The organism is Thermophilibacter provencensis (assembly GCF_030372065.1).
Classification (GTDB): Bacteria; Actinomycetota; Coriobacteriia; order Coriobacteriales; family Atopobiaceae; genus Thermophilibacter; species Thermophilibacter provencensis_A.
Window position 1 is genome coordinate 1 of record NZ_JAUDEA010000017.1, and the last position, 17,233, is coordinate 17,233.

Below are 17,233 nucleotides of genomic sequence, written 5' to 3' on the forward strand. Positions count from 1 at the left end.
GGGCGGGACGATCTGGTTACGCCAAACGGTCGAGAAGGGCCTCGAGGCGGTCGCACGCCTCGTCGACCTCGGCGCGCGTGATCACGAGCGGCGGCAGGAAGCGCAGGATGGAGTCGCCAATGTGGTTGAGGACGAGGCCGTCGGTCAGGCCCTCCTCCACCGCACGCGCCGCGACCGGCGCGTCGAGCTGCGCGCCGCGCATGAGACCATGGCCGCGCACCTCGGTGACGTGGTGCATGGCGGTGAGACGGTGGCGCAGGTGGCGCCCGACGGAGAGCACGTGCTCGCCAATCTCCTCGTCAACGAGGGTGCGCACGGTCGCCAGGCCCGCGGCGCAGGCGAGCGGGTTGCCGCCAAAGGTGGAGCCGTGATCGCCGGGCTGCAGCAGGTCAGCAACCTCGGCGCGCGCGGCGACGGCGCCCATGGGGAAGCCCGCGGCGATGCCCTTGGCCATGGAAACCACGTCCGGCTCGATCTCGGAGCGCTGGTAGCAGAACGGGGAGCCACAGCGGTAGAAGCCCGTCTGGACCTCGTCGCAGATGAGCAGGATTCCCGCCTCGGAGCAGAGCTCGCGCACGTCGCGCAGGTAGTCGTAGTTGGCGTTCCACACGCCGCCCTCGCCCTGGACGCACTCGAGCATCACGGCGCAGATGCCGCCGCGCCCAATGCGCTCGCGAAGGGTGTAGATGTCGTTCAGCGGAACGGAGACAAACCCCTCGGGCAGGGGGCGGAAGCTCTGGTGGAACTTGTCCTGACCGGTCGCGGCAAGCGTCGCGAGCGTACGCCCGTGGAAGCTCTTGCGCGCCGTGACGATGACGTGCGCCCCGCCGAGCTTCTCCTGGCCCCACCGACGAGCCAGCTTGATGGCACCCTCGTTGGCCTCGGCACCGGAGTTGGCAAAGAACGTCTTCCAGTGCGTGCCCGTAGAGCCCATGACGTGCCCGCCCTCGTCGGTGGTGTTGGAGAGCATGGTCGAGAGGGCCGCCGCAAGCTCGCCGCGGTGCTCGGCGTAGAAGTAGTTGCCGGTCTGCCAGACGCGGCCGAGCTGCTCACGGATGGCGTCGGCCACGACAGGGTGGGCGTGTCCCAGGCTCGCGCAGCCAATGCCGCCGAGAAGATCGAGATACTCCCTCCCCTCGGAGTCAACGAGGGTTGCCCCGTGGCCCGAGACAAACTCGACGGGCAGGCGACCATAGGTGTGCATGACAAAGCGGTCGTCAAGCATCACGTCCAACTCGGCGTCGCTTACGGGGGACGACTTCTTCTCTTCGGCGGACATGCGACTCCCTTCGTATGGGTTAGTCCTGCGTGAACATGGTACCGCAGCCCGCGTCCGTGAAGATCTCAAGAAGCAGCGAATGCGGGAAGGTTCCGTTAAGGATGACCACCTCGGAGACGCCCGCGTCGAGGGCCTCCGCGATGGAGCGAATCTTGGGGATCATGCCTCCACCAAGCTCGCCGGACTCGAGCAGCACGTGCGTCTCGGCGCGCGAGAGCGACTGGATGAGGGAGTCCTCGTCGTTGATGTCCCCGTAGAGGCCGTCAACGTCCGTGAGGTAGATGAGCTTGTCGGCGCCCATCGCCTCGGCAACCTTGCCGGCGGCAACGTCCGCGTTGATGTTGTAAAAGCCGTCCGCGCCGCACCCCACGGTGGCAATGACGGGAATGTAGCCGTCCTCGAGGATGGTCTCGATGAGGCTCGGGTCCACCTCGCGGATGCGGCCCACGCGACCCAGCTCGGGGTCGATGGGCGCCGCCTTGAGCGTCTTGCCGTCCGCGCCGGAGATGCCCACGGCGTTGTGGCCGTACTCGTTGAGCGCCCAGACGAGGCGCTGGTTCACCTGGCCCACCAGGACCTGCTGGACCGCGTCCATCGTGGCGTCGTCGGTCACGCGGAGGCCACCCTTGAAGGTGACGGGAATGTTGAGTGCCTTGAGCTGCGCGTTTATCGCCTTGCCACCGCCGTGGACGAGCACGATGCGAATGCCCATCAGCTTGAGAAGCTCGATGTCCGCGACCACCTGACGGCAGAGCTCGTCGTTTTCCATGGCGGCGCCACCGTACTTGATGACAAAGGTCTTGCCGCGCATGTTGTTGATCCACGGGAGCGCCTCCATGAGGACATCGACCTTCGAGGCCGCCGCCTCACGCTGCTGGCGATCGCGCTGCTTCATGTCTGCCTCCAAAAGACGCTGGCGAGAAGAACGTGGGGGTCAAGATCGGTCTCGCGCGCCGCCGGCGGGGAAGGTCCGCCGCGAGTTCTGCAGCCGCGTTCTTTGCGGCGAAGCTGTCTGAGCGCCGGACCTTCCCCGCCGGCGGCGCGCGAGACCGGTTCTTACGTCCGGTAGTCGCCGTTAATCGTAACGTAGTCGTGGGTGAGGTCGCAGGTCCACACGCGCGTGGACGCCTCGCCCATGCCCAGGCTGACGGTGATCTGGGCCTCCGGCGCCTCAAAGCGGCGCAGCATGTCGTCCTCGTCCATCGGCACGGTGAGGCCGGAGCGGCACACGGGCACGCCCAGGAAGTCGATGTCGACCTTGGCCTGGTCGAAGGGGACGCCGCACTTGCCCGCCGCGGCCGCCACGCGGCCCCAGTTGGCGTCGTGGCCAAAGACGGCCGTCTTGACGAGCGGCGAGTTGGCGATGGAGCGGGCCACGGTGTCCGCGTCCTTCTCGCTGGCCGCGCCCGTCACGTTCACGGTCACGAGCTTGGTGGCGCCCTCGCCGTCCGCGGCTATCTGGCGCGCGAGCTCGACGCAGGCACCCTTGACGGCGGAGGCAACCGCCGGGTAGGCGGGAGAGGACTCGTCGATCTGCTCGCCACCGGCGGCCCCCGTGGCAAAGAGCAGGGCCGTGTCGTTGGTGGAGGTGTCGGAGTCAACGGTCACCTTGTTGAAGCCCTCACGCACCCCAGCCAAGAGCGCCGCGTACGCGGCCGAGGCGGTGAGCGGCGCGTCCGTGGAGAGAACGGCGAGCATCGTTGCCATGTTGGGCTGAATCATGCCCGAGCCCTTCACGAAGCCGCCCACGTGGACCGTGCGCCCATCGGGAAGCGTCCCCGCAAAGGAAACCTCCTTGGGGCGGGTGTCCGTGGTCATGACGGCGCAGGCGGCGTCGTGGGCAGCTGCCGGCGTGGCGGCGAGCGCGGCCACGGCGGCCGGGACGCCGGACTCGTAGGGCGCGAGCGGCAGCTGCACGCCGATCACGCCGGTGGAGGCCACGAGCACGTCCTCCTCGTCGCAGCCCAGCTCTGCGGCCACGATCTGCGTGGCGCGACGCGCGCAGGCAAGGCCGGGCTCGCCCGTGGCGGCGTTGGCGTTGCCGGAGTTGAGCACCACCGCGCGCGCACGGCCGCGGGCGGCGCGCTCACGGCTCACGCTCACGGGCGCCGCGCAGAAGCGGTTGGTGGTAAAGGTGCCCGCCACCACGCATGTCTGGTCCGCAACAACGAGCGCGAGGTCATAGCGGTTGGGGTTTTTCCTAAAGCCCGCCGAAACGCCCGCCGCGCGAATGCCCGCGGCGGCACAGACGCCTCCCTCGCAGGGCTCAAAGCCAAACGCCTCCGGCGCGTCCTGCGCCGTGGGAACGCAAAGCGGCTCAATCATCTCCATGTTGCACTTCTCCCCTGGTTTTGATGTGTCCACTTTGTACCGGGTACCTGTTGGACAGGTTGGATGCACTAGACGAGCGGCGCCGGGGCAAGAAGCCCGGCGGTCTCGGGGAGGCCGAGCACGGCATTGGCGCACTGGACCGCCTGGGCGGCAGCGCCCTTCCCAAGGTTGTCGATCGCACAGGAGGCGATAATCGTGCGTCGGCGTCGGTCATCAAGGGCAACGCCCACCTGGGCACGCGCGGTGCCAAAGACCGATGACGTGGCGGGCATCTGCCCTGCGGGAAGGGCCGTGACCAGCGGCTCGTTGGCATAGGAGCGCTCGTAGGCTGCCTGAACGTCCGCTGCTGTGACCCCCGGTGCCGCCTCAAGGTAGACCGTGGAGAGAAGCCCGCGCGTGAGCGGCGCCAGGTGCGGCGTGAAGACGACGGACATCTCTCTGCCCGCCACCTCGGAGAGCGTCTGCTCGATCTCTGGCGTGTGGCGGTGCTTGGCCACGCCGTAGGCCTCGACGGACTCGTTGGCGTGGCAGAAGTGGGTGCGCGCGTTGCAGCCGCGGCCGGCACCGGACACGCCGGAGATGGCATCCGCAATGACGAGGTCACCAGTGGCCATGCCCTGCGAGAGCGCGGGCGCCGCGGCGAGCGCCGTTGCTGTGGGGTAGCAGCCGGGAACGGCAACGAGCACGGCCTCCCCCTGCGCGCGACGCTCGGCGAGGGCGGCAAGTCCCGCGCGGTTGAGCTCGGGCAGACCGTACACGGTCTGGGACAGAAGCTCGGGGCTCGTGTGCGGCGTGGCGTACCACTGCTCGTAGACGGAGGCGTCATGCAGGCGGTAGTCCGCGGAGAGGTCGAGCACCGTCACGCCGCGCTCGAGAAGCGCCGGGGTGAGCGCGAGGCTCGCCGTGTGCGGGACGGCGAGAAACGCCACGTCGGCCGCCGCGGCGATGGCATCCGCCTCGGGCTGAACCAGGACGAGGTCACATGCGCCGGCCATGGAGGGATAGAACGCGTCGAGGCGCGTGCCAGCCTCCTTGCGGTCCGTCACCATCGTCAGCTCGAGAGCGGGGTGCGAAAGGACGAGACGGCACACCTCGATGCCCGCATACCCCGTAGCCCCCACAACACATGCCCTAATGCGCTCCATTTGGATAAACCTCTCTCGATATTGCATATTTCAGTATGAATATGCAACAAAGCAGTATTTTGATACCGAGAAGATAAGCAACGACCAGCCCCTGGTCAAGCCGGGTGCGCATTCGGTCACGTGCTTGTCACACTTCAAGGTCCTTCTCGCCCCGCCCCTCTCGCCGAGTGTACGAAAGTCTTTTTGTGTAACGCCCACCAGGCGCAAACCGGCATCTGCCAACTGGGGAAACGCAAGCCCGTCAGACCCAGAGCGAGAAACGCACGCCGACTTTCGTACACCCGCGAAGCAGGGCGAGGGCAGGGACAGGAACAGGGCGGAGGCGAGGCAACGGAACCCGCGGGCTACTTCAGGACGACTCCGGCGCGGACGCGCTCGACGGCGTCGTCGCCAAGGTAGTGGCGAACGATCTCGAGCGCAAAGAGCATCGCCGTGCCCGCACCCTGGCTGGTGATGATGCTTGCGTCGACCACGACGGGCTCGTCGGCGCAAAGCTCCGCACCCTGCTCAACAAGAACGTGCTGGAAGCCCGGGTTTGACGTGGCGCGGCGCCCGCGCAGCAGCCCCAGCTCCGCCAGAATGGAGGGGGCGGCGCAGATTGCGGCAAGCGGCAGGCCCTTCTCGGCGTGGTCAACCAGAGCGGAGCAGAGCGGCTCGCAGGCGCGCAGGTTGGGGGTTCCGGGGATGCCTCCCGGCAGGACGAGCAGGTCGTAGTCATCAAACGAGAAGCCCGCGTCGCTGATGGAACGGTCGCATACGATGGTGACCTCATGCGAGGACGTCACCTGGCGCTCGGGCGTTATGGCCACGGTGTCACAGGGAACGCCGGCACGGTAGAGAAGGTCCACCACCGTAAGCCCCTCGATCTCCTCGAGGCCGGGCGCCACGAACACGGCGACGCGCTTCTCGGTTGCCTGATTGAACATGTTTCCTCCTTATGCGAAGGCCCCGCCGACAGCGTCGACGGGGCCAGCTGACCAATCCAGCGCGAGGCTAGTCCTCATCGATTCCGGCGTTTATGGCGTCCGCGATCGCCTGGACGTCGTCGGTGCCCTGGATGAGATTCTTGAAGGCATCCTTCATGAGAAGGACGGCGGTCTTGGAGAGCAGGCGAATGTGGGAGGTCCCCGCCTCTCCGTCCGGCACGAGCAGCGAGATGGCAATGCTCACGGGCTTGTCGTCAAAGCTCGGCCATTTGACGGCGTGATCGTTCTTCACGACGATGATGGCGGGGTCCTTGATGGCGGAGGACTTGGCGTGCGGCACGGCAAAGCCGTCGGTCATACCCGTCTCGCCCATCTCCTCGCGCGCGACAAACGCATCGTAGACCGCGGAGGCATCGTCGGTGACGCCCAGCTCGGCAGCCTTGTCGGAGATGAAGTGGAGAAAGTCCTCGCGCGACCCGAGACTCTGCCCAACGAAGACGTTATCTGCCGAAACAAAACCACTCACGATGGTCTCCTTCTGGGAAGGGCGCCGCCGAGGCGCCACACAGCACAATACGGCCTCTATCATAGCGAAAAGCACGCGAGACGCCCGCGCAAGACTACCGTGCGGGCGGCTCCATGCCCAGATGGTCAAAGGCGGCAAGCGTTGCCTGACGCCCCTGCGGCGTGCGCACGATGAGCCCGCACTGCAGGAGGTACGGCTCATAGACGTCCTCGAGCGTGGAGGGGTCCTCCGAGACGGCGCTGGCGATGGTGGTAAGGCCCACGGGACGCCCGCGGAACGTCTCGCAGAGCGCGGTGAGGATGCGCACGTCCATGGTGTCGAGACCCATCGCGTCTATCTCGAAGAACTCGAGCGCCTCCGCCGCAACCTCCCAGGTGATGCTTCCCTCGCGTTTGACCTGCGCATAGTCGCGCACGCGCTTGAGCAGGCGGTTTGCCAGGCGCGGCGTTCCGCGCGAGCGAGAGGCAATCTCCGCCGCGCCCTGCTCGTCAATGTCCGCGCCGAGGATGCGCGCGGAGCGGGTGACAATGACGGCCAGCTCAGCGGGCGTGTAGTAGTCCAGGCGATACGAGATGCCAAAGCGGTCGCGCAGGGGGCCGGTGAGAAGGCCGGTGCGCGTGGTGGCGCCCACGAGCGTGAAGTGCGGCACGTCAATGCGGATGGAGCGCGCCGCCGGCCCCTTGCCGATCACGATGTCCAGGAAGAAGTCCTCCATCGCGGGATAGAGGATCTCCTCGATCTGATGGTTGAGACGGTGAATCTCGTCCACAAAGAGGACGTCGCCCTCCTCGAGGTTGGTGAGAATGGCCGCGAGGTCCCCGGCGCGCTCGATGGCGGGACCGGAGGTGGTATGCATCTTGGCACCCATCTCGTTTGCCACGATCCCGGCAAGCGTGGTCTTGCCCAGACCCGGAGGGCCCGAGAAGATCACGTGGTCGAGAGCCTCGCCGCGGTCGCGCGCGGCCTGGATGAGCACGCGCAGGTTCTCGCGAACGCGCTCCTGGCCGATGTACTCGTCAAGGGTCCGTGGGCGCAGGGTGCGGTCCTGGTCGAGGTCCTCGGAGGTGAGCTCGCCGGAGACGTCGCGCGGGCCAACCGGCCGCACGGGCGCGCTCTGGGCAAAAAGGTCCTTCTCGCTGGCCTCCCACATTAGCGACCACTCCCCAGGCGGCGCAGCGCATAGGCGAGCACCTGCTCGATGGTGGTGGCCCCGGCCTCAGCGTGGCCCTCGAGGGCAAGCTCGGCCTCCTGGCCGGTAAAGCCCATGGAGAGCAGCGCCTCGGTCGCCTCCGCCTCAACGCCCGCACCCGCAGGCGCCGCCAGCGGCAGCGGGGAGCCATCGGGCTCCATGAGGCCCACCAGCCCGCGCAGCTCGGCGTTCTTGGAGAACACGTCGGAGAGCTCCACGAGCAGGCGGCTCGCCTTCTTGCGCCCCACGCCGGGAACCTGCGCCATGCGCGCCGCATCCTGGGCCGTGACGATCTGCGCCAGCACCGCCGGCGAGAAGGTCGAGAGGACGGAGAGCGCGAGCTTGGGACCCACGCCGGAGATGGCACGCAGCTGGTCGAAGAGGGCCCGCTCGTCACGGGAGGCAAAGCCATAGAGCTCCATGGCGTCCTCGCGCACGATCATACGCGTGAGGATGGTGACGCCCGCCTCGCCCGCGTGCGGCAGCGCCGCCGCCGTGGTGGAAGAGACTCCCAGCTCATAGCCAACGCCGCCCACGTCAAGAACAACGCGGGAGGGCAGCACCTCAAGAAGCGTTCCCGTTAGCTGGACAATCACGCGATGGACCTCCTTGCCTGCCCAAGGCTCTGGGTTCTCGTTACGTTGGCGTGGCAGACCGCCGCGGCAAGGGCGTCCGCCGCGTGGTCGGGCCGAGGGTCGTGATCGAGGCCGAGGATCGTGCGGACCATATAGATGACCTGGTACTTGTCCGCGGCGCCCGTTCCCACGACCGCCTGCTTGATCTGCATGGGGGTGTACTCCCCCACCGAGAGGCCCGCCGTCGAGCACGCCACGATGGCCGCCCCGCGCGCCTGCGCGGTGGCAATGGCGGACTTGGTGTTCTCGCCAAAGTAGATGCTCTCGATGGCGAGCTCGGTGGGGCCGTACTTCTCGATGACGCTTCTGAGCTCTGAGTAGATCCTGCCCAGGCGCACGTCGATGGGCTCGTCGGCATGGGTGGTCACGCAGCCGTACGCGCGGGCGCGGCAGATGGACCCCCGCGTCTCCACCACGCCCCATCCCGTATGGGCGAGGCCCGGATCTATGCCCAGAACAACCATGCGCCTCCAAGGTGCTCGAACGTCCGTTCTATAATAGCAGAGGAGCGCGCGGCTGCAAGTCAGTTCTGCGAGAAGGGCCCCTCCCAAAGTGACGGCGACGGACTTTCCCCGTGCCGCCCGCCCTGTCCCGCGGGGCCCGACGTGTCAAACGGCGAGAAGACCCCGCCGGCGGAGAAGTCCCTCAGGTAGCCCAGAAGATCGCGGACCTCCTGCTCGTGGCTCACGCCGCTCTCCGGACGCTCCTCCCGCTCCTGCGGCTCCTCCTCGGCCCCGTCCTTATCGGCAAGGCTCGAGAGCTTCCCGGCGAGACGGCCCTCCGCGGGCCGGGCGCGGTCGACCCACGCCAGGCCAAACGGCGCCATGCCCTCGCCGAGCGTTCGGGAGGACATCATGAGCGAGGGCGCCCCAAACTGCCGGGGGGCGTCACCGCACGCCCGGAGCTGGGAGATGATGGCCGTCACGAGCTCGGCGCGGCCACGTTCGGAGACAATGTCAGAGAGCGGGAGCTCCCACTCAAGGTAGCTCGAGAGCACCAGGTCGATGAAGCCAAGGCGCGCCTCGGCGCCGCCCAGCTCGTCAGAGAGGCCCTCAACCTCCGGCACCTCAACCGAGGCGAGCGCCAGCGCGGGAATCACGGGGGACATCGTGTTTCGCAGGTGCGCGAGGGCGAGAAGGTCAGAGCGATAGAGGTCCCCCAGGGGGCAGAGGCAGGAGGCATCCACCCCAGGCGGCTCCTCGAGGGCACGCCCGGTCTTATCGCGCGCGCCAAGCGGCAAAAAGCCCGTCTCGCGAGCGAGCGCCGCGAGCTCAACCTGTGCGAGGTCACATTCGAGCGCGCCGTTGCCGGCAGTGTTGCGCGCGTGGCGCACAATGTGGTCCGCGGGGATGCGCAGGGAGCGCAGAAGGTCTGAGACGACCTGCTCGGCAGCGTCGCCTGCGGGCGCGGCGAGCACGCGGACGCGCTCGGGGCCGAGGGCGTCCGTCGCGAGCGCCGCCACGAGCGACGAGGCGAGGCTGCCGTCCGCCACGAGGCAGGCGCCGGGCGCGCCGGCAAGCTCGCAGGTCTCGGACAGGCCCATCGAGAGGGCGCCCCAGGTCATGAGCGGCGCGTCGTAGACCTCAGGGGTGAGCGGCTCGGCGAGAGGGCCCTCCGCGGAGGGGTCAACGTCGCAGACGAGCAGCGCCTCCTCGAGGCTCGGGGCCTGGGCGGCAAGCTCGCCCCACGGCGCCAGGACAAAGCTCGACCCGCAAAAGACCTGCAGGTCATAGCAGCCGAGCGAACCAACGCCCACGATCCACGCCCCGGTGGTCTCGGCGTCCTTGAGGAAGCGCCCCTCCGTGAGCGAGGAGCCGAGCGCGCTCGAGGGGTCGTCCACGGCAAAGCCGTAGCCGCCCAGGTAGATGATGACGTCCACGTTGTACTCGTAATCGTTGTAGACGTCGAGGTCGTCATAGGAAAAGGCGACGCCCAGGCGCGCGCCCGCAAACGAGAACTCGGGGAGGCCGGCGCCCTCGGAGCTCTCCGGGCCCGCCGCCGCGGCGCCCAGGCGCGCGGAGATTGCCACGGGGGTGATGTCCCCGTCTGCCACGAGCAGGGCATCGGGCACGGAAGCGTCCCCCAGCTCGGTGAGCACCGGGATGAGACAGGGGCACGCGAGCTCGTCGAGCAGTCCCATCACGCAATCAGCAAGGTCGACCATAAAGCCCTCGCGGTCAACGGGTTGCACCGGCGAGGATCCGCAGAGCGCAGCCATGGGAAAGACGAGCAGCTCCGCGCCCTGCTCGGCGGCGCGCCGTGAGCACTCGACCATGCGCCGCGCCGTCTCCTCAAAGGCTCCGGCACGCGTCTTTATCTGGGCAATCGCAAGCTTCATGCAACGACCTTCCTCGTAGCCTCCGCCTCCATTGTGCCACAGCGCACGCACGGAAAGGCCCCGGTGTCCCGGGGCCAGGCAGCCACTCCGTCTTGTGGGCGCGCTACGCGAGGTCGCGCTTCCAGAGGCCGTGAAGGTTGCAGTAGGCGTAGACGGTGCCGCCCGCAGAGCAGCAGGCGCCGAACTTGGTCTTGGGCTCGTCGCCGGGCTTGAGGTGCTTGAGGCAGATCTTGCCGTCCGTGACGAGCGCGATCCACTCGATGTAGTGCTCCTCGAGCATGGGATGGGCAACCTCGCCCACGGAGACGACGATGTGGTTGCCATCCTGGGCAACAACGGGCACGTGCTTCTCGGTGGCGGCATCCGTGGAGCCGGCAACGAGCAGCTCCATGGGCTCGCCGCAGCAGCTCGGCGTGACGCCCCCGTCCTTCACGACGGCAACGATGTTGCCGCAGTGGTTGCAGCGATAGAACTTTGCCTCTGCCATGACTACCCCTCTCAACTGCCGCCCGCCCTCTGCGCGCGCTGCTCTTCTCGTACCCGTTTGCTCGCAATTCTTGCGTCGGGCGAGAAAAACGGACCTATCCGGCTATCCAGCCACCGTCGACGGGCAGCACGGCACCGTTCACGTAGCTCGCCTCGTCACTTGCCAGGAAGAGCGCGGCGGCGGCGATCTCCTCTGCGGAGCCCGGCGCGGGCGCGCAGTCGAGCACGGGCTTGATGCGACCGTAGCCCGCCGGGTTGGGGACGCCCATCGAGGTGGCGATCTCCGTCACGATGCCGCCCGGCGCGATGCAGTTCGTGCGGATACCGTCCGCCATGTACATGTAGGCGGTGTTCTTGGTGAGCGAGATGAGGGCGGCCTTGGAGGCGCAGTAGATGGCGCCCGCGCAGCTGCGCATGCCGCCCACGGAGGCCACGTTGACGATCGAGCCCTTGGTGCCGGAGGCCTTGAAGGCGTTCACCGCGGCGCGCATGGCGGCAAGCGGGCCGTAGACGTTGACGGCCATGACCTGCTCGTACTTCTCGTCCGTGGCGTCGCCCACCGGGCTCATGTCGTCCATGATGCCGGCGTTGTTGACGAGGATGTCGAGGGTGCCAAACTGCTTGACGGCAAAGTCGATCATGCCCTCGTTAACCTCGCGCGACGAGATGTCTCCCGGATAGACGGCCACCTCGCCCGGAGCGTCGGCCAGACTGGCGGCAAGCTCCTCCAGGCGCTCCTTGCGGCGCGCCACGGCAACAACCTTGGCGCCCTCGCGCGCAAAGAGCTCCACGATGGCGTGACCCATACCAGACGACGCACCCGTGACAACGGCGACCTTGTTCTCGAGCCTCATGCTGTTTCCTTTCCGCTGCTTGCGCCCCATGCGCAAACCTGGTGTTTCCTTACCCCTGCCGAGGCTTGGAGGAAACAACAATGCGGCAGACGGCACCCCCGTTTTCGGCAAGCAGCCGCGCGGGCAGTCAGCCAGGCCTTCGCCGCCCTTCTCGCCGACTTTCGTACGCTCGGTGAGGACAGAGCGAAGGCGTCCCGCGCAGACGAACCTCGTTATCCCTCAACAACCTGCAGGGTATACTTTTGACGAGGAGGTACCCATGCTTCGTCTCGATGACATACAAAACGCCGTCGCGGCAACGGCAACGCGTCATGGCCTCAGCAAGGTCACCCTCTTCGGCAGCTTCGCGCGCGGGGAAGCCCAGGAGGACTCCGACGTTGACCTCATTGTCGAATCCCCTGGCCCCCTCGGTTTTGCTCGCGGCGCAATCTACCGCGAGCTGGAGCAGGCACTCGGCTGTCCCGTCGACGTCATCTTTGGCGAGAAGAACCTCTATCCCTTTGTGCGCAAAGCTGCCCAAGCTGAAGGCGTGGTGCTCTATGAGGCGTGAGCGAGAGGTGCCAGAGGAAGCTAAGGCGTTCATCATAGAAGAGCTGGTGCGCAACGCCGAGATGATCTGGCGGCGCATTGAGGAGCTTCATATTGACAAAGACCTCTATGCGCGCTCGACCGACTGTCAGGACCTGCTCACCATGCCCATGCTACGCATCTGTGAGCTGGTAAGCGAATATCGCAGCGTCTTCGAGGAGATTGACCCGTCATACCCTTGGGCGGACGTCGCCAAGATGCGCAGCAAGATTGCCCATCCCTACGGCGGGTTTGACTTCGACTTTGTCTGGGACGCCATCGAGGTGGACCTGCCGGGACTCGCTGCGATCTGCAAGCGGGCAATCGAGTAGGTTGTCCTCGCTCTAGACATGAGACATGAGCGCAATCGAACAGTCATCGAATGTCTTGGTAGATGCGATAAGCTCAAGAGTCTCGCTAAGGAGGCTATTTGCCTCGCCCTTAGTCGAGCAACTCACCGCATCAAGTAACTTTGAACATGCCGGGGCCAGCTGACCATCTTGCTTGCGATACAGTGCCGCTTCCGGCCCATCCGACATGAGGAGGAAGCCTGTCGCACGACTTCCCCCATCCTGGACCAAGCCTCGATATAACCGAAGTCTACTTACGGCATCACTTGATGTAATGAAGATGGTCTCGTTTGAGTATTCTCCGTTATCTGGGCCTGACAACGCCCGCAGAAAATCACCACTGGAGTCCCTGCCTCGCATTCCTATAACACCATCGCCAAGATGAGCTGCAATATACCTGTTCCGCTTCACGGCAACGACAAGGGCGGTTGATGCGAGCGAGCTCATCTCGTATCCACTCGGCAGCTTCTCCATCAGCGCCTTTCGGATTGCCCTCACGATCGAAGCGCGAGCGGCTTCTTCCGGCATCCTCCAAATGACATCAAAGCTGCGACAGAATACATCGCACAGCACGGAAGCGCAGACCTTTGAGCCAACATAGGAGAGTTCCGCAGAGCCAGCTCCATCCGAAAGCGCAACAACGCTCACGTTGCGACGATAGGATGTCCCAACGCTATCCTGACACACAACATGATCGGCAAGGTGTGAGCGTCCCCGCCTTGCATATCCACATCGTTTCCAGACTACCCGCTTCATGGGGTCTTAGCCTCCAAATCCCAGAAGTTACAGCTCCGCCCAGCCACGAATTCCCTCGAAATCCAGGGCAACCTTGTCACCAGGCGTTGATTGGGAGACACGTGAGACAGACTTGCTAAGCCAAGAGAAGAACTCCGAGAACTTGAGCCCCTGAAGCCTCAGAGGAGAGCGACCGGGCGAAAAGCGCTGGAGAGTCCCCATATCTGCTTCAGAGCCGATACCAATCGGGAAAACCGTGAGCTTTCGAGACTCGACCATTCTAGTCACGCGATTGACCTGCTGGTTTAGCAGTTCCAGGCTCCCACCATATGGCTTGCCGTCAGTCATGAGAACCAGCCAGGGCTGATAGTAATCCACGCCGCTCTCTTTGTAGAGCTCCTTTCGGCGCTCAAGACTGTCGAGCGAGAGCTTAACCGCTTCGCCCATTGGAGTGTTCCCCGATGCACTCAAAATAGGAGGCTGAGGCCGCACGTCAAGCGTTGCAAAGTCCGCTTCAAGCTCCGCCGGCCCAAACGTCACAATGCAAATCTCAGCCGAGAAACGAGCAATCTCGTCTTCGTCTATAGCTTGATAGAACGTCTTTACACCCTCGTTAAGCTCGTTGATGGGCTCGCCGTTCATTGACCCCGAGCAATCAAGGCACAGCGCAACCGGAACACGAGGCGTTGGGTTGTCAAACAGGTCCTCGACACCAATCTTCATAAGCTCGTTCATTGTTTACTTCCTTTCATTAGTCACTTAATTGACAGAACCAATACATGAAGCAATCAAATAGAGCATGAATAGCAAGGAGAAACAGACGATTATCGCATCCCTGCACTGCGAAAAGCCGCCAGAACCCTGCTGCGTATTCACCACGTTGTCTCGCGTCTTGCGACGAGTTTGTCGGACTTTTTGTCTAGCGGGCGTCTGAGAATCAGACCATTTCGCAGCGGGACGAACAGGAGCGGACCTATGGTTTATTCCTGGCGCAGCAGCACGCCCTTGATTTCGAGAGCTCGTAGGACTGAACGTGGAGCGTCTTCCCGCTTTAGACGCAGATGATTGATTCGCAGCACTCTGCTGCATGAGTCGTTTTTCTCTTTGTTCTTCCTCGTAGCACCTACGACAAAGTCCGTCTCGCTCGTCATGCATCCACTTTGCCGCTACATAGCCACACTTTTTGCACGGCTCGTCCTGCCAGCATTCCTGGCAATACTCAGGAAGTCGCCTGCTTTGATAGCGGATTTGATCCCTGTTATAAAGCGTTATGGTGTTATGGCACTTTGGGTTCTTGCAGGGGTAACTCTTCCACACCTCCCCCAACCATTTTTCTCGCGCCAACTCACGGCGCTCCTCTTCATGGCTTTCCTGCCAGCATGTCTGGCAATACTCCGGAAGTCTTTTGTTTAGGTAGCGGCTCTGGTCCCTGTTGTAGAGCGTTACGTTGTTATGGCACATTGGGTTTTTGCATGGATAGCTTTTCCACACTTCCTTAAGCCATTTTTCATGAAACTCACGACGTCCTTCAGTCGAATATCCATAGCATTCATCACAAAGGGAGACGTGCCTGTCTGGCTTGGGGATATACCGTTTCCCACATTTCTTGCACTCGCGCATCTTGAGACGCGTGGGAAAGAGGTCCATCGCCATTGGATCGTTGTCGAGCATATGGTCTATGCCGTACCAGTACTTCTCGAAAACCTCAATCCATCCGTCGGCATTCATTCGCTTCTCGGGTTCGAAATAGTCTCCGCCCCTGCGAAACGTCCCGACGAACGCTTTGCGCGTGTTAAACGACATATGGCTCCAGATGAAGCCCCACTTTCCCGGCGGCACCTTTGAGTTGTCATCACTCTCATAAGGAAAACTACCTTGTCTTATGTTCTCAGCTGGGTCTGCGCCACCCACGGCGGAATATGGGGACTTCCCGGGCAACATAATCATGAAAAGCAGCGTCGCAATGGCAAAGTTCTCCATTGCCTGAGTGCGGAGAAATGTCTCGTAGCTTCTCCCCTGAGCCTCGGGCGGCGTAAAGTGAGCCGTTCCCGCGGGACACGGGTAGCTGCCGATCTGATAGCTATCGCAATCTACGAAATAAACCTCAGTCGGAGACACAACAAGGATGTTCTGCCCGTTTATGTCACCTAAGATAATGCCCCTGTCATTCAGGTACTTAATCTTATGGAGAATGGTGAGGCACAGCTGGATGGTGTCTTTTCTCGTCCACTTTGGGAAACGGACCTGAAGCAGCTTGGGCAGGAAGACGGACTTCCCAAGCTCGTACCCCTTGGCTCGTGGCATGAGAAAACCAACGGTTTCGTCATTTTCATTCTTGATAAGAGCAACGGGAAAGCACACACCCTTACACTCGATGCCCTTTGCTATCATGAGCTCGAGTTTTGCGCACTTTATATCAGTGAGCTTCTCGCGCAGATAGATTTTCGCCACATAATCTGAAGCGTCTCCAACGTTGGTCTCAAAGACCGAACCTTCCCCTCCCGCCCCAATCTTCTTGGTCAGGACAATGTTCTTTCGGTGCTTGCCATCGTCAGCAACCACTGGAATCGATAACAACTCACCTTTTGCGACGCGCTCCCCCGGCAAAGAACCTTGGAGCTTTATTTTCTTACCGCCGGTGATGACCTTGGTAGTATTAAACATGGTCATCGCCACCATTCTTTCGGTGCCTGGATATGCTCATCTGAAGCGGGTGGCTCGTGGGAACTCGGGCTCTTTTCGGCCGGTTTGTTGTCGCTGAATTGCCATTTCTCGATGCCGCCATCCCTGTCCAAACGTCTCACCTTCATTTGATGCCTCCCTGGGCGGACAGATTTGAAGTTTGAGATGGCAATGAGATCGCTTGCCAGAGCCCGATCTTGCGTGATGAACAACATGTTCTTTCGCGTTCGGAACTTAAGCGCAACCGAGAGCAAGGTGGCGTCGGCAAATGGATCGTTCGTGTCACCAACAATGGAAACGAAGTTGTTCTCAAGCAACGGAAGCAGTCTTTTGAGCACGTGTGCACATCGCTCGGCAAGCTGTGGTTGCCTAGAGTCATTACGAACAGCCGACAATTTGACTAGCTCATCATAGTTGCGCTTTGTCACTATCAGCTCGCCGAGACGTCCAAGGGAAGGGAGGAGCATGTCCCAAAAGTTCTGTTCTTTTGCTCGATTGGCTGTAAAGGTTTCACCGCTCCCATGTCCTCTGGAGTCCCAGCATGAGACCAAAAGTGAGCAGGTATCAATAAAAATAAGCGTATCTGTATCATGCATAGTGCACTCGTCACTGCTGGGCTGACATCTTGTCGCCGACAAATTCAATGAGACGATTCAGATTCGGGGAGCGCAGCTCCCTTTTGTCTTGCACGCCTTGGGCAGCCTGCCTAAGAACCACATCTTGGATTTCTTCCAAGATTCTGAAATAGTCAAGTCGCTCTGCCCGCTCACCTGTCTCTATTAATCTCCGAATAGATCTATAGGAGGCTTCGGTTATGTCAAAATAATATCTTTGCCAGTCTCCGTAAGAGACAAGCGCAAGTTTAGAAATATGCTGACACACTATCTCGGTACGATTAGGCACCCCCTGAGAACGAGTGGACGCAATCTTATCCCCCGTTCCGCTGTCTTCACTTAGCTCTTCCACCTCAAGCTCAATAGCTTCTGCGTCATCTTCACCAGTAGCATCGATGGACTTTACGGCCTGCGCCTGTATGGGCACTTCCTCAAAACGAGTGTCCTCGTCAAGACAACCGTCGGATGTATCGTCAGCTGGTATGACATAATCAGCCTCTTCACAGGGATAGTCCTCGGCAGAGCCCGGCACCTGACGCCAGCCTACAATTTTGCCCATCAGTCATCTCCAATCGA

At 63.0% G+C, this 17,233-nt stretch carries 19 protein-coding genes; 2 read left to right on the forward strand and 17 right to left on the reverse strand.

Features of this window, described 5'->3' with window-relative positions:
• Window positions 1-16: 16 nt before the first annotated feature.
• From QUW25_RS08785 to QUW25_RS08840, 12 genes are all read right to left on the reverse strand, one after another.
• Window positions 17-1,279, reverse strand: a complete 1,263-nt coding sequence (locus QUW25_RS08785; RefSeq protein WP_289511835.1) for an aspartate aminotransferase family protein — start codon at window positions 1,277-1,279, stop codon at window positions 17-19.
• 19 nt (window positions 1,280-1,298) lie between these two features.
• Window positions 1,299-2,174, reverse strand: coding sequence for an acetylglutamate kinase (argB, locus tag QUW25_RS08790; protein ID WP_289511836.1), 876 nt, complete (start codon window positions 2,172-2,174; stop codon window positions 1,299-1,301).
• 161 nt (window positions 2,175-2,335) lie between these two features.
• A complete protein-coding gene (gene argJ / locus QUW25_RS08795) occupies window positions 2,336-3,610 on the reverse strand; it encodes a bifunctional glutamate N-acetyltransferase/amino-acid acetyltransferase ArgJ (RefSeq protein WP_289511837.1) in 1,275 nt (424 codons plus the stop codon).
• 68 nt (window positions 3,611-3,678) lie between these two features.
• The gene (argC, locus tag QUW25_RS08800; protein ID WP_289511838.1) at window positions 3,679-4,755 is read right to left on the reverse strand and encodes an N-acetyl-gamma-glutamyl-phosphate reductase; all 1,077 of its coding nucleotides are present in this window, start codon (window positions 4,753-4,755) and stop codon (window positions 3,679-3,681) included.
• Between the two features lie 344 nt (window positions 4,756-5,099).
• A complete protein-coding gene (locus QUW25_RS08805; RefSeq protein ID WP_289511839.1) occupies window positions 5,100-5,681 on the reverse strand; it encodes a DJ-1 family glyoxalase III in 582 nt (193 codons plus the stop codon).
• A gap of 67 nt (window positions 5,682-5,748) precedes the next feature.
• A complete protein-coding gene (locus QUW25_RS08810; RefSeq protein ID WP_289511840.1) occupies window positions 5,749-6,207 on the reverse strand; it encodes a fructose PTS transporter subunit IIA in 459 nt (152 codons plus the stop codon).
• Window positions 6,208-6,301: 94 nt separating this feature from the next.
• On the reverse strand, window positions 6,302-7,357 hold the full coding sequence (gene ruvB / locus QUW25_RS08815; protein ID WP_289511841.1) for a Holliday junction branch migration DNA helicase RuvB: 1,056 nt from the start codon (window positions 7,355-7,357) through the stop codon (window positions 6,302-6,304).
• The gene (ruvA, locus tag QUW25_RS08820; protein WP_289511842.1) at window positions 7,357-7,992 is read right to left on the reverse strand and encodes a Holliday junction branch migration protein RuvA; all 636 of its coding nucleotides are present in this window, start codon (window positions 7,990-7,992) and stop codon (window positions 7,357-7,359) included. Before ruvA ends, ruvB begins: the two co-directional genes overlap by 1 nt.
• On the reverse strand, window positions 7,989-8,495 hold the full coding sequence (ruvC, locus tag QUW25_RS08825) for a crossover junction endodeoxyribonuclease RuvC (RefSeq protein ID WP_289511843.1): 507 nt from the start codon (window positions 8,493-8,495) through the stop codon (window positions 7,989-7,991). The genes ruvA and ruvC overlap by 4 nt, the downstream gene beginning before the upstream one ends.
• A gap of 59 nt (window positions 8,496-8,554) precedes the next feature.
• The gene (locus QUW25_RS08830) at window positions 8,555-10,369 is read right to left on the reverse strand and encodes a hypothetical protein (RefSeq protein ID WP_289511844.1); all 1,815 of its coding nucleotides are present in this window, start codon (window positions 10,367-10,369) and stop codon (window positions 8,555-8,557) included.
• 103 nt (window positions 10,370-10,472) lie between these two features.
• A complete protein-coding gene (locus QUW25_RS08835) occupies window positions 10,473-10,856 on the reverse strand; it encodes a desulfoferrodoxin (protein WP_289511845.1) in 384 nt (127 codons plus the stop codon).
• Between the two features lie 94 nt (window positions 10,857-10,950).
• Window positions 10,951-11,709, reverse strand: a complete 759-nt coding sequence (locus QUW25_RS08840; RefSeq protein WP_289511846.1) for a glucose 1-dehydrogenase — start codon at window positions 11,707-11,709, stop codon at window positions 10,951-10,953.
• A 259-nt stretch (window positions 11,710-11,968) separates the two neighbouring features.
• Here QUW25_RS08840 and QUW25_RS08845 point away from each other — a divergent pair, with 259 nt between their 5' ends.
• Window positions 11,969-12,259: a nucleotidyltransferase family protein gene (locus QUW25_RS08845; RefSeq protein ID WP_289511847.1), complete on the forward strand. Its 291-nt coding sequence runs from the start codon at window positions 11,969-11,971 to the stop codon at window positions 12,257-12,259.
• The gene (locus QUW25_RS08850) at window positions 12,249-12,608 is read left to right on the forward strand and encodes a HepT-like ribonuclease domain-containing protein (protein WP_289511848.1); all 360 of its coding nucleotides are present in this window, start codon (window positions 12,249-12,251) and stop codon (window positions 12,606-12,608) included. The genes QUW25_RS08845 and QUW25_RS08850 overlap by 11 nt, the downstream gene beginning before the upstream one ends.
• Window positions 12,609-12,620: 12 nt before the next feature.
• Here QUW25_RS08850 and QUW25_RS09995 read toward each other — a convergent pair whose 3' ends face one another.
• The 5 genes from QUW25_RS09995 to QUW25_RS08870 are packed head-to-tail and all read right to left on the reverse strand — an operon-like array spanning window position 12,621 to window position 17,216.
• Window positions 12,621-13,382 (reverse strand): PP2C family serine/threonine-protein phosphatase, encoded by a 762-nt coding sequence (locus QUW25_RS09995; RefSeq protein ID WP_354003635.1) that lies wholly within the window; start codon window positions 13,380-13,382, stop codon window positions 12,621-12,623.
• A 27-nt stretch (window positions 13,383-13,409) separates the two neighbouring features.
• The gene (locus QUW25_RS08855) at window positions 13,410-14,096 is read right to left on the reverse strand and encodes a vWA domain-containing protein (protein ID WP_289511849.1); all 687 of its coding nucleotides are present in this window, start codon (window positions 14,094-14,096) and stop codon (window positions 13,410-13,412) included.
• A gap of 24 nt (window positions 14,097-14,120) precedes the next feature.
• On the reverse strand, window positions 14,121-16,031 hold the full coding sequence (locus tag QUW25_RS08860; RefSeq protein WP_289511850.1) for a protein kinase domain-containing protein: 1,911 nt from the start codon (window positions 16,029-16,031) through the stop codon (window positions 14,121-14,123).
• Window positions 16,028-16,639: a hypothetical protein gene (locus QUW25_RS08865; RefSeq protein WP_289511851.1), complete on the reverse strand. Its 612-nt coding sequence runs from the start codon at window positions 16,637-16,639 to the stop codon at window positions 16,028-16,030. Before QUW25_RS08865 ends, QUW25_RS08860 begins: the two co-directional genes overlap by 4 nt.
• A 10-nt stretch (window positions 16,640-16,649) precedes the next feature.
• Window positions 16,650-17,216: a hypothetical protein gene (locus QUW25_RS08870; RefSeq protein ID WP_289511852.1), complete on the reverse strand. Its 567-nt coding sequence runs from the start codon at window positions 17,214-17,216 to the stop codon at window positions 16,650-16,652.
• Window positions 17,217-17,233 lie beyond the last annotated feature (17 nt).

Coding starts and splice junctions, on each gene's coding strand:
- QUW25_RS08870 (WP_289511852.1), bottom strand. CDS start 17,216: ATGGGCAAAATTGTAGGCTGGCGTCAGGTGCCGGGCTCTGCCGAGGAC.
- QUW25_RS08855 (WP_289511849.1), bottom strand. CDS start 14,096: ATGAACGAGCTTATGAAGATTGGTGTCGAGGACCTGTTTGACAACCCA.
- argB (WP_289511836.1), bottom strand. CDS start 2,174: ATGAAGCAGCGCGATCGCCAGCAGCGTGAGGCGGCGGCCTCGAAGGTC.
- QUW25_RS09995 (WP_354003635.1), bottom strand. CDS start 13,382: ATGAAGCGGGTAGTCTGGAAACGATGTGGATATGCAAGGCGGGGACGC.
- QUW25_RS08785 (WP_289511835.1), bottom strand. CDS start 1,279: ATGTCCGCCGAAGAGAAGAAGTCGTCCCCCGTAAGCGACGCCGAGTTG.
- argC (WP_289511838.1), bottom strand. CDS start 4,755: ATGGAGCGCATTAGGGCATGTGTTGTGGGGGCTACGGGGTATGCGGGC.
- QUW25_RS08840 (WP_289511846.1), bottom strand. CDS start 11,709: ATGAGGCTCGAGAACAAGGTCGCCGTTGTCACGGGTGCGTCGTCTGGT.
- ruvB (WP_289511841.1), bottom strand. CDS start 7,357: ATGTGGGAGGCCAGCGAGAAGGACCTTTTTGCCCAGAGCGCGCCCGTG.
- ruvC (WP_289511843.1), bottom strand. CDS start 8,495: ATGGTTGTTCTGGGCATAGATCCGGGCCTCGCCCATACGGGATGGGGC.
- QUW25_RS08845 (WP_289511847.1), top strand. CDS start 11,969: ATGCTTCGTCTCGATGACATACAAAACGCCGTCGCGGCAACGGCAACG.
- QUW25_RS08860 (WP_289511850.1), bottom strand. CDS start 16,031: ATGACCATGTTTAATACTACCAAGGTCATCACCGGCGGTAAGAAAATA.
- QUW25_RS08805 (WP_289511839.1), bottom strand. CDS start 5,681: ATGTTCAATCAGGCAACCGAGAAGCGCGTCGCCGTGTTCGTGGCGCCC.
- QUW25_RS08830 (WP_289511844.1), bottom strand. CDS start 10,369: ATGAAGCTTGCGATTGCCCAGATAAAGACGCGTGCCGGAGCCTTTGAG.
- argJ (WP_289511837.1), bottom strand. CDS start 3,610: ATGGAGATGATTGAGCCGCTTTGCGTTCCCACGGCGCAGGACGCGCCG.
- QUW25_RS08850 (WP_289511848.1), top strand. CDS start 12,249: ATGAGGCGTGAGCGAGAGGTGCCAGAGGAAGCTAAGGCGTTCATCATA.
- QUW25_RS08835 (WP_289511845.1), bottom strand. CDS start 10,856: ATGGCAGAGGCAAAGTTCTATCGCTGCAACCACTGCGGCAACATCGTT.
- QUW25_RS08865 (WP_289511851.1), bottom strand. CDS start 16,639: ATGCATGATACAGATACGCTTATTTTTATTGATACCTGCTCACTTTTG.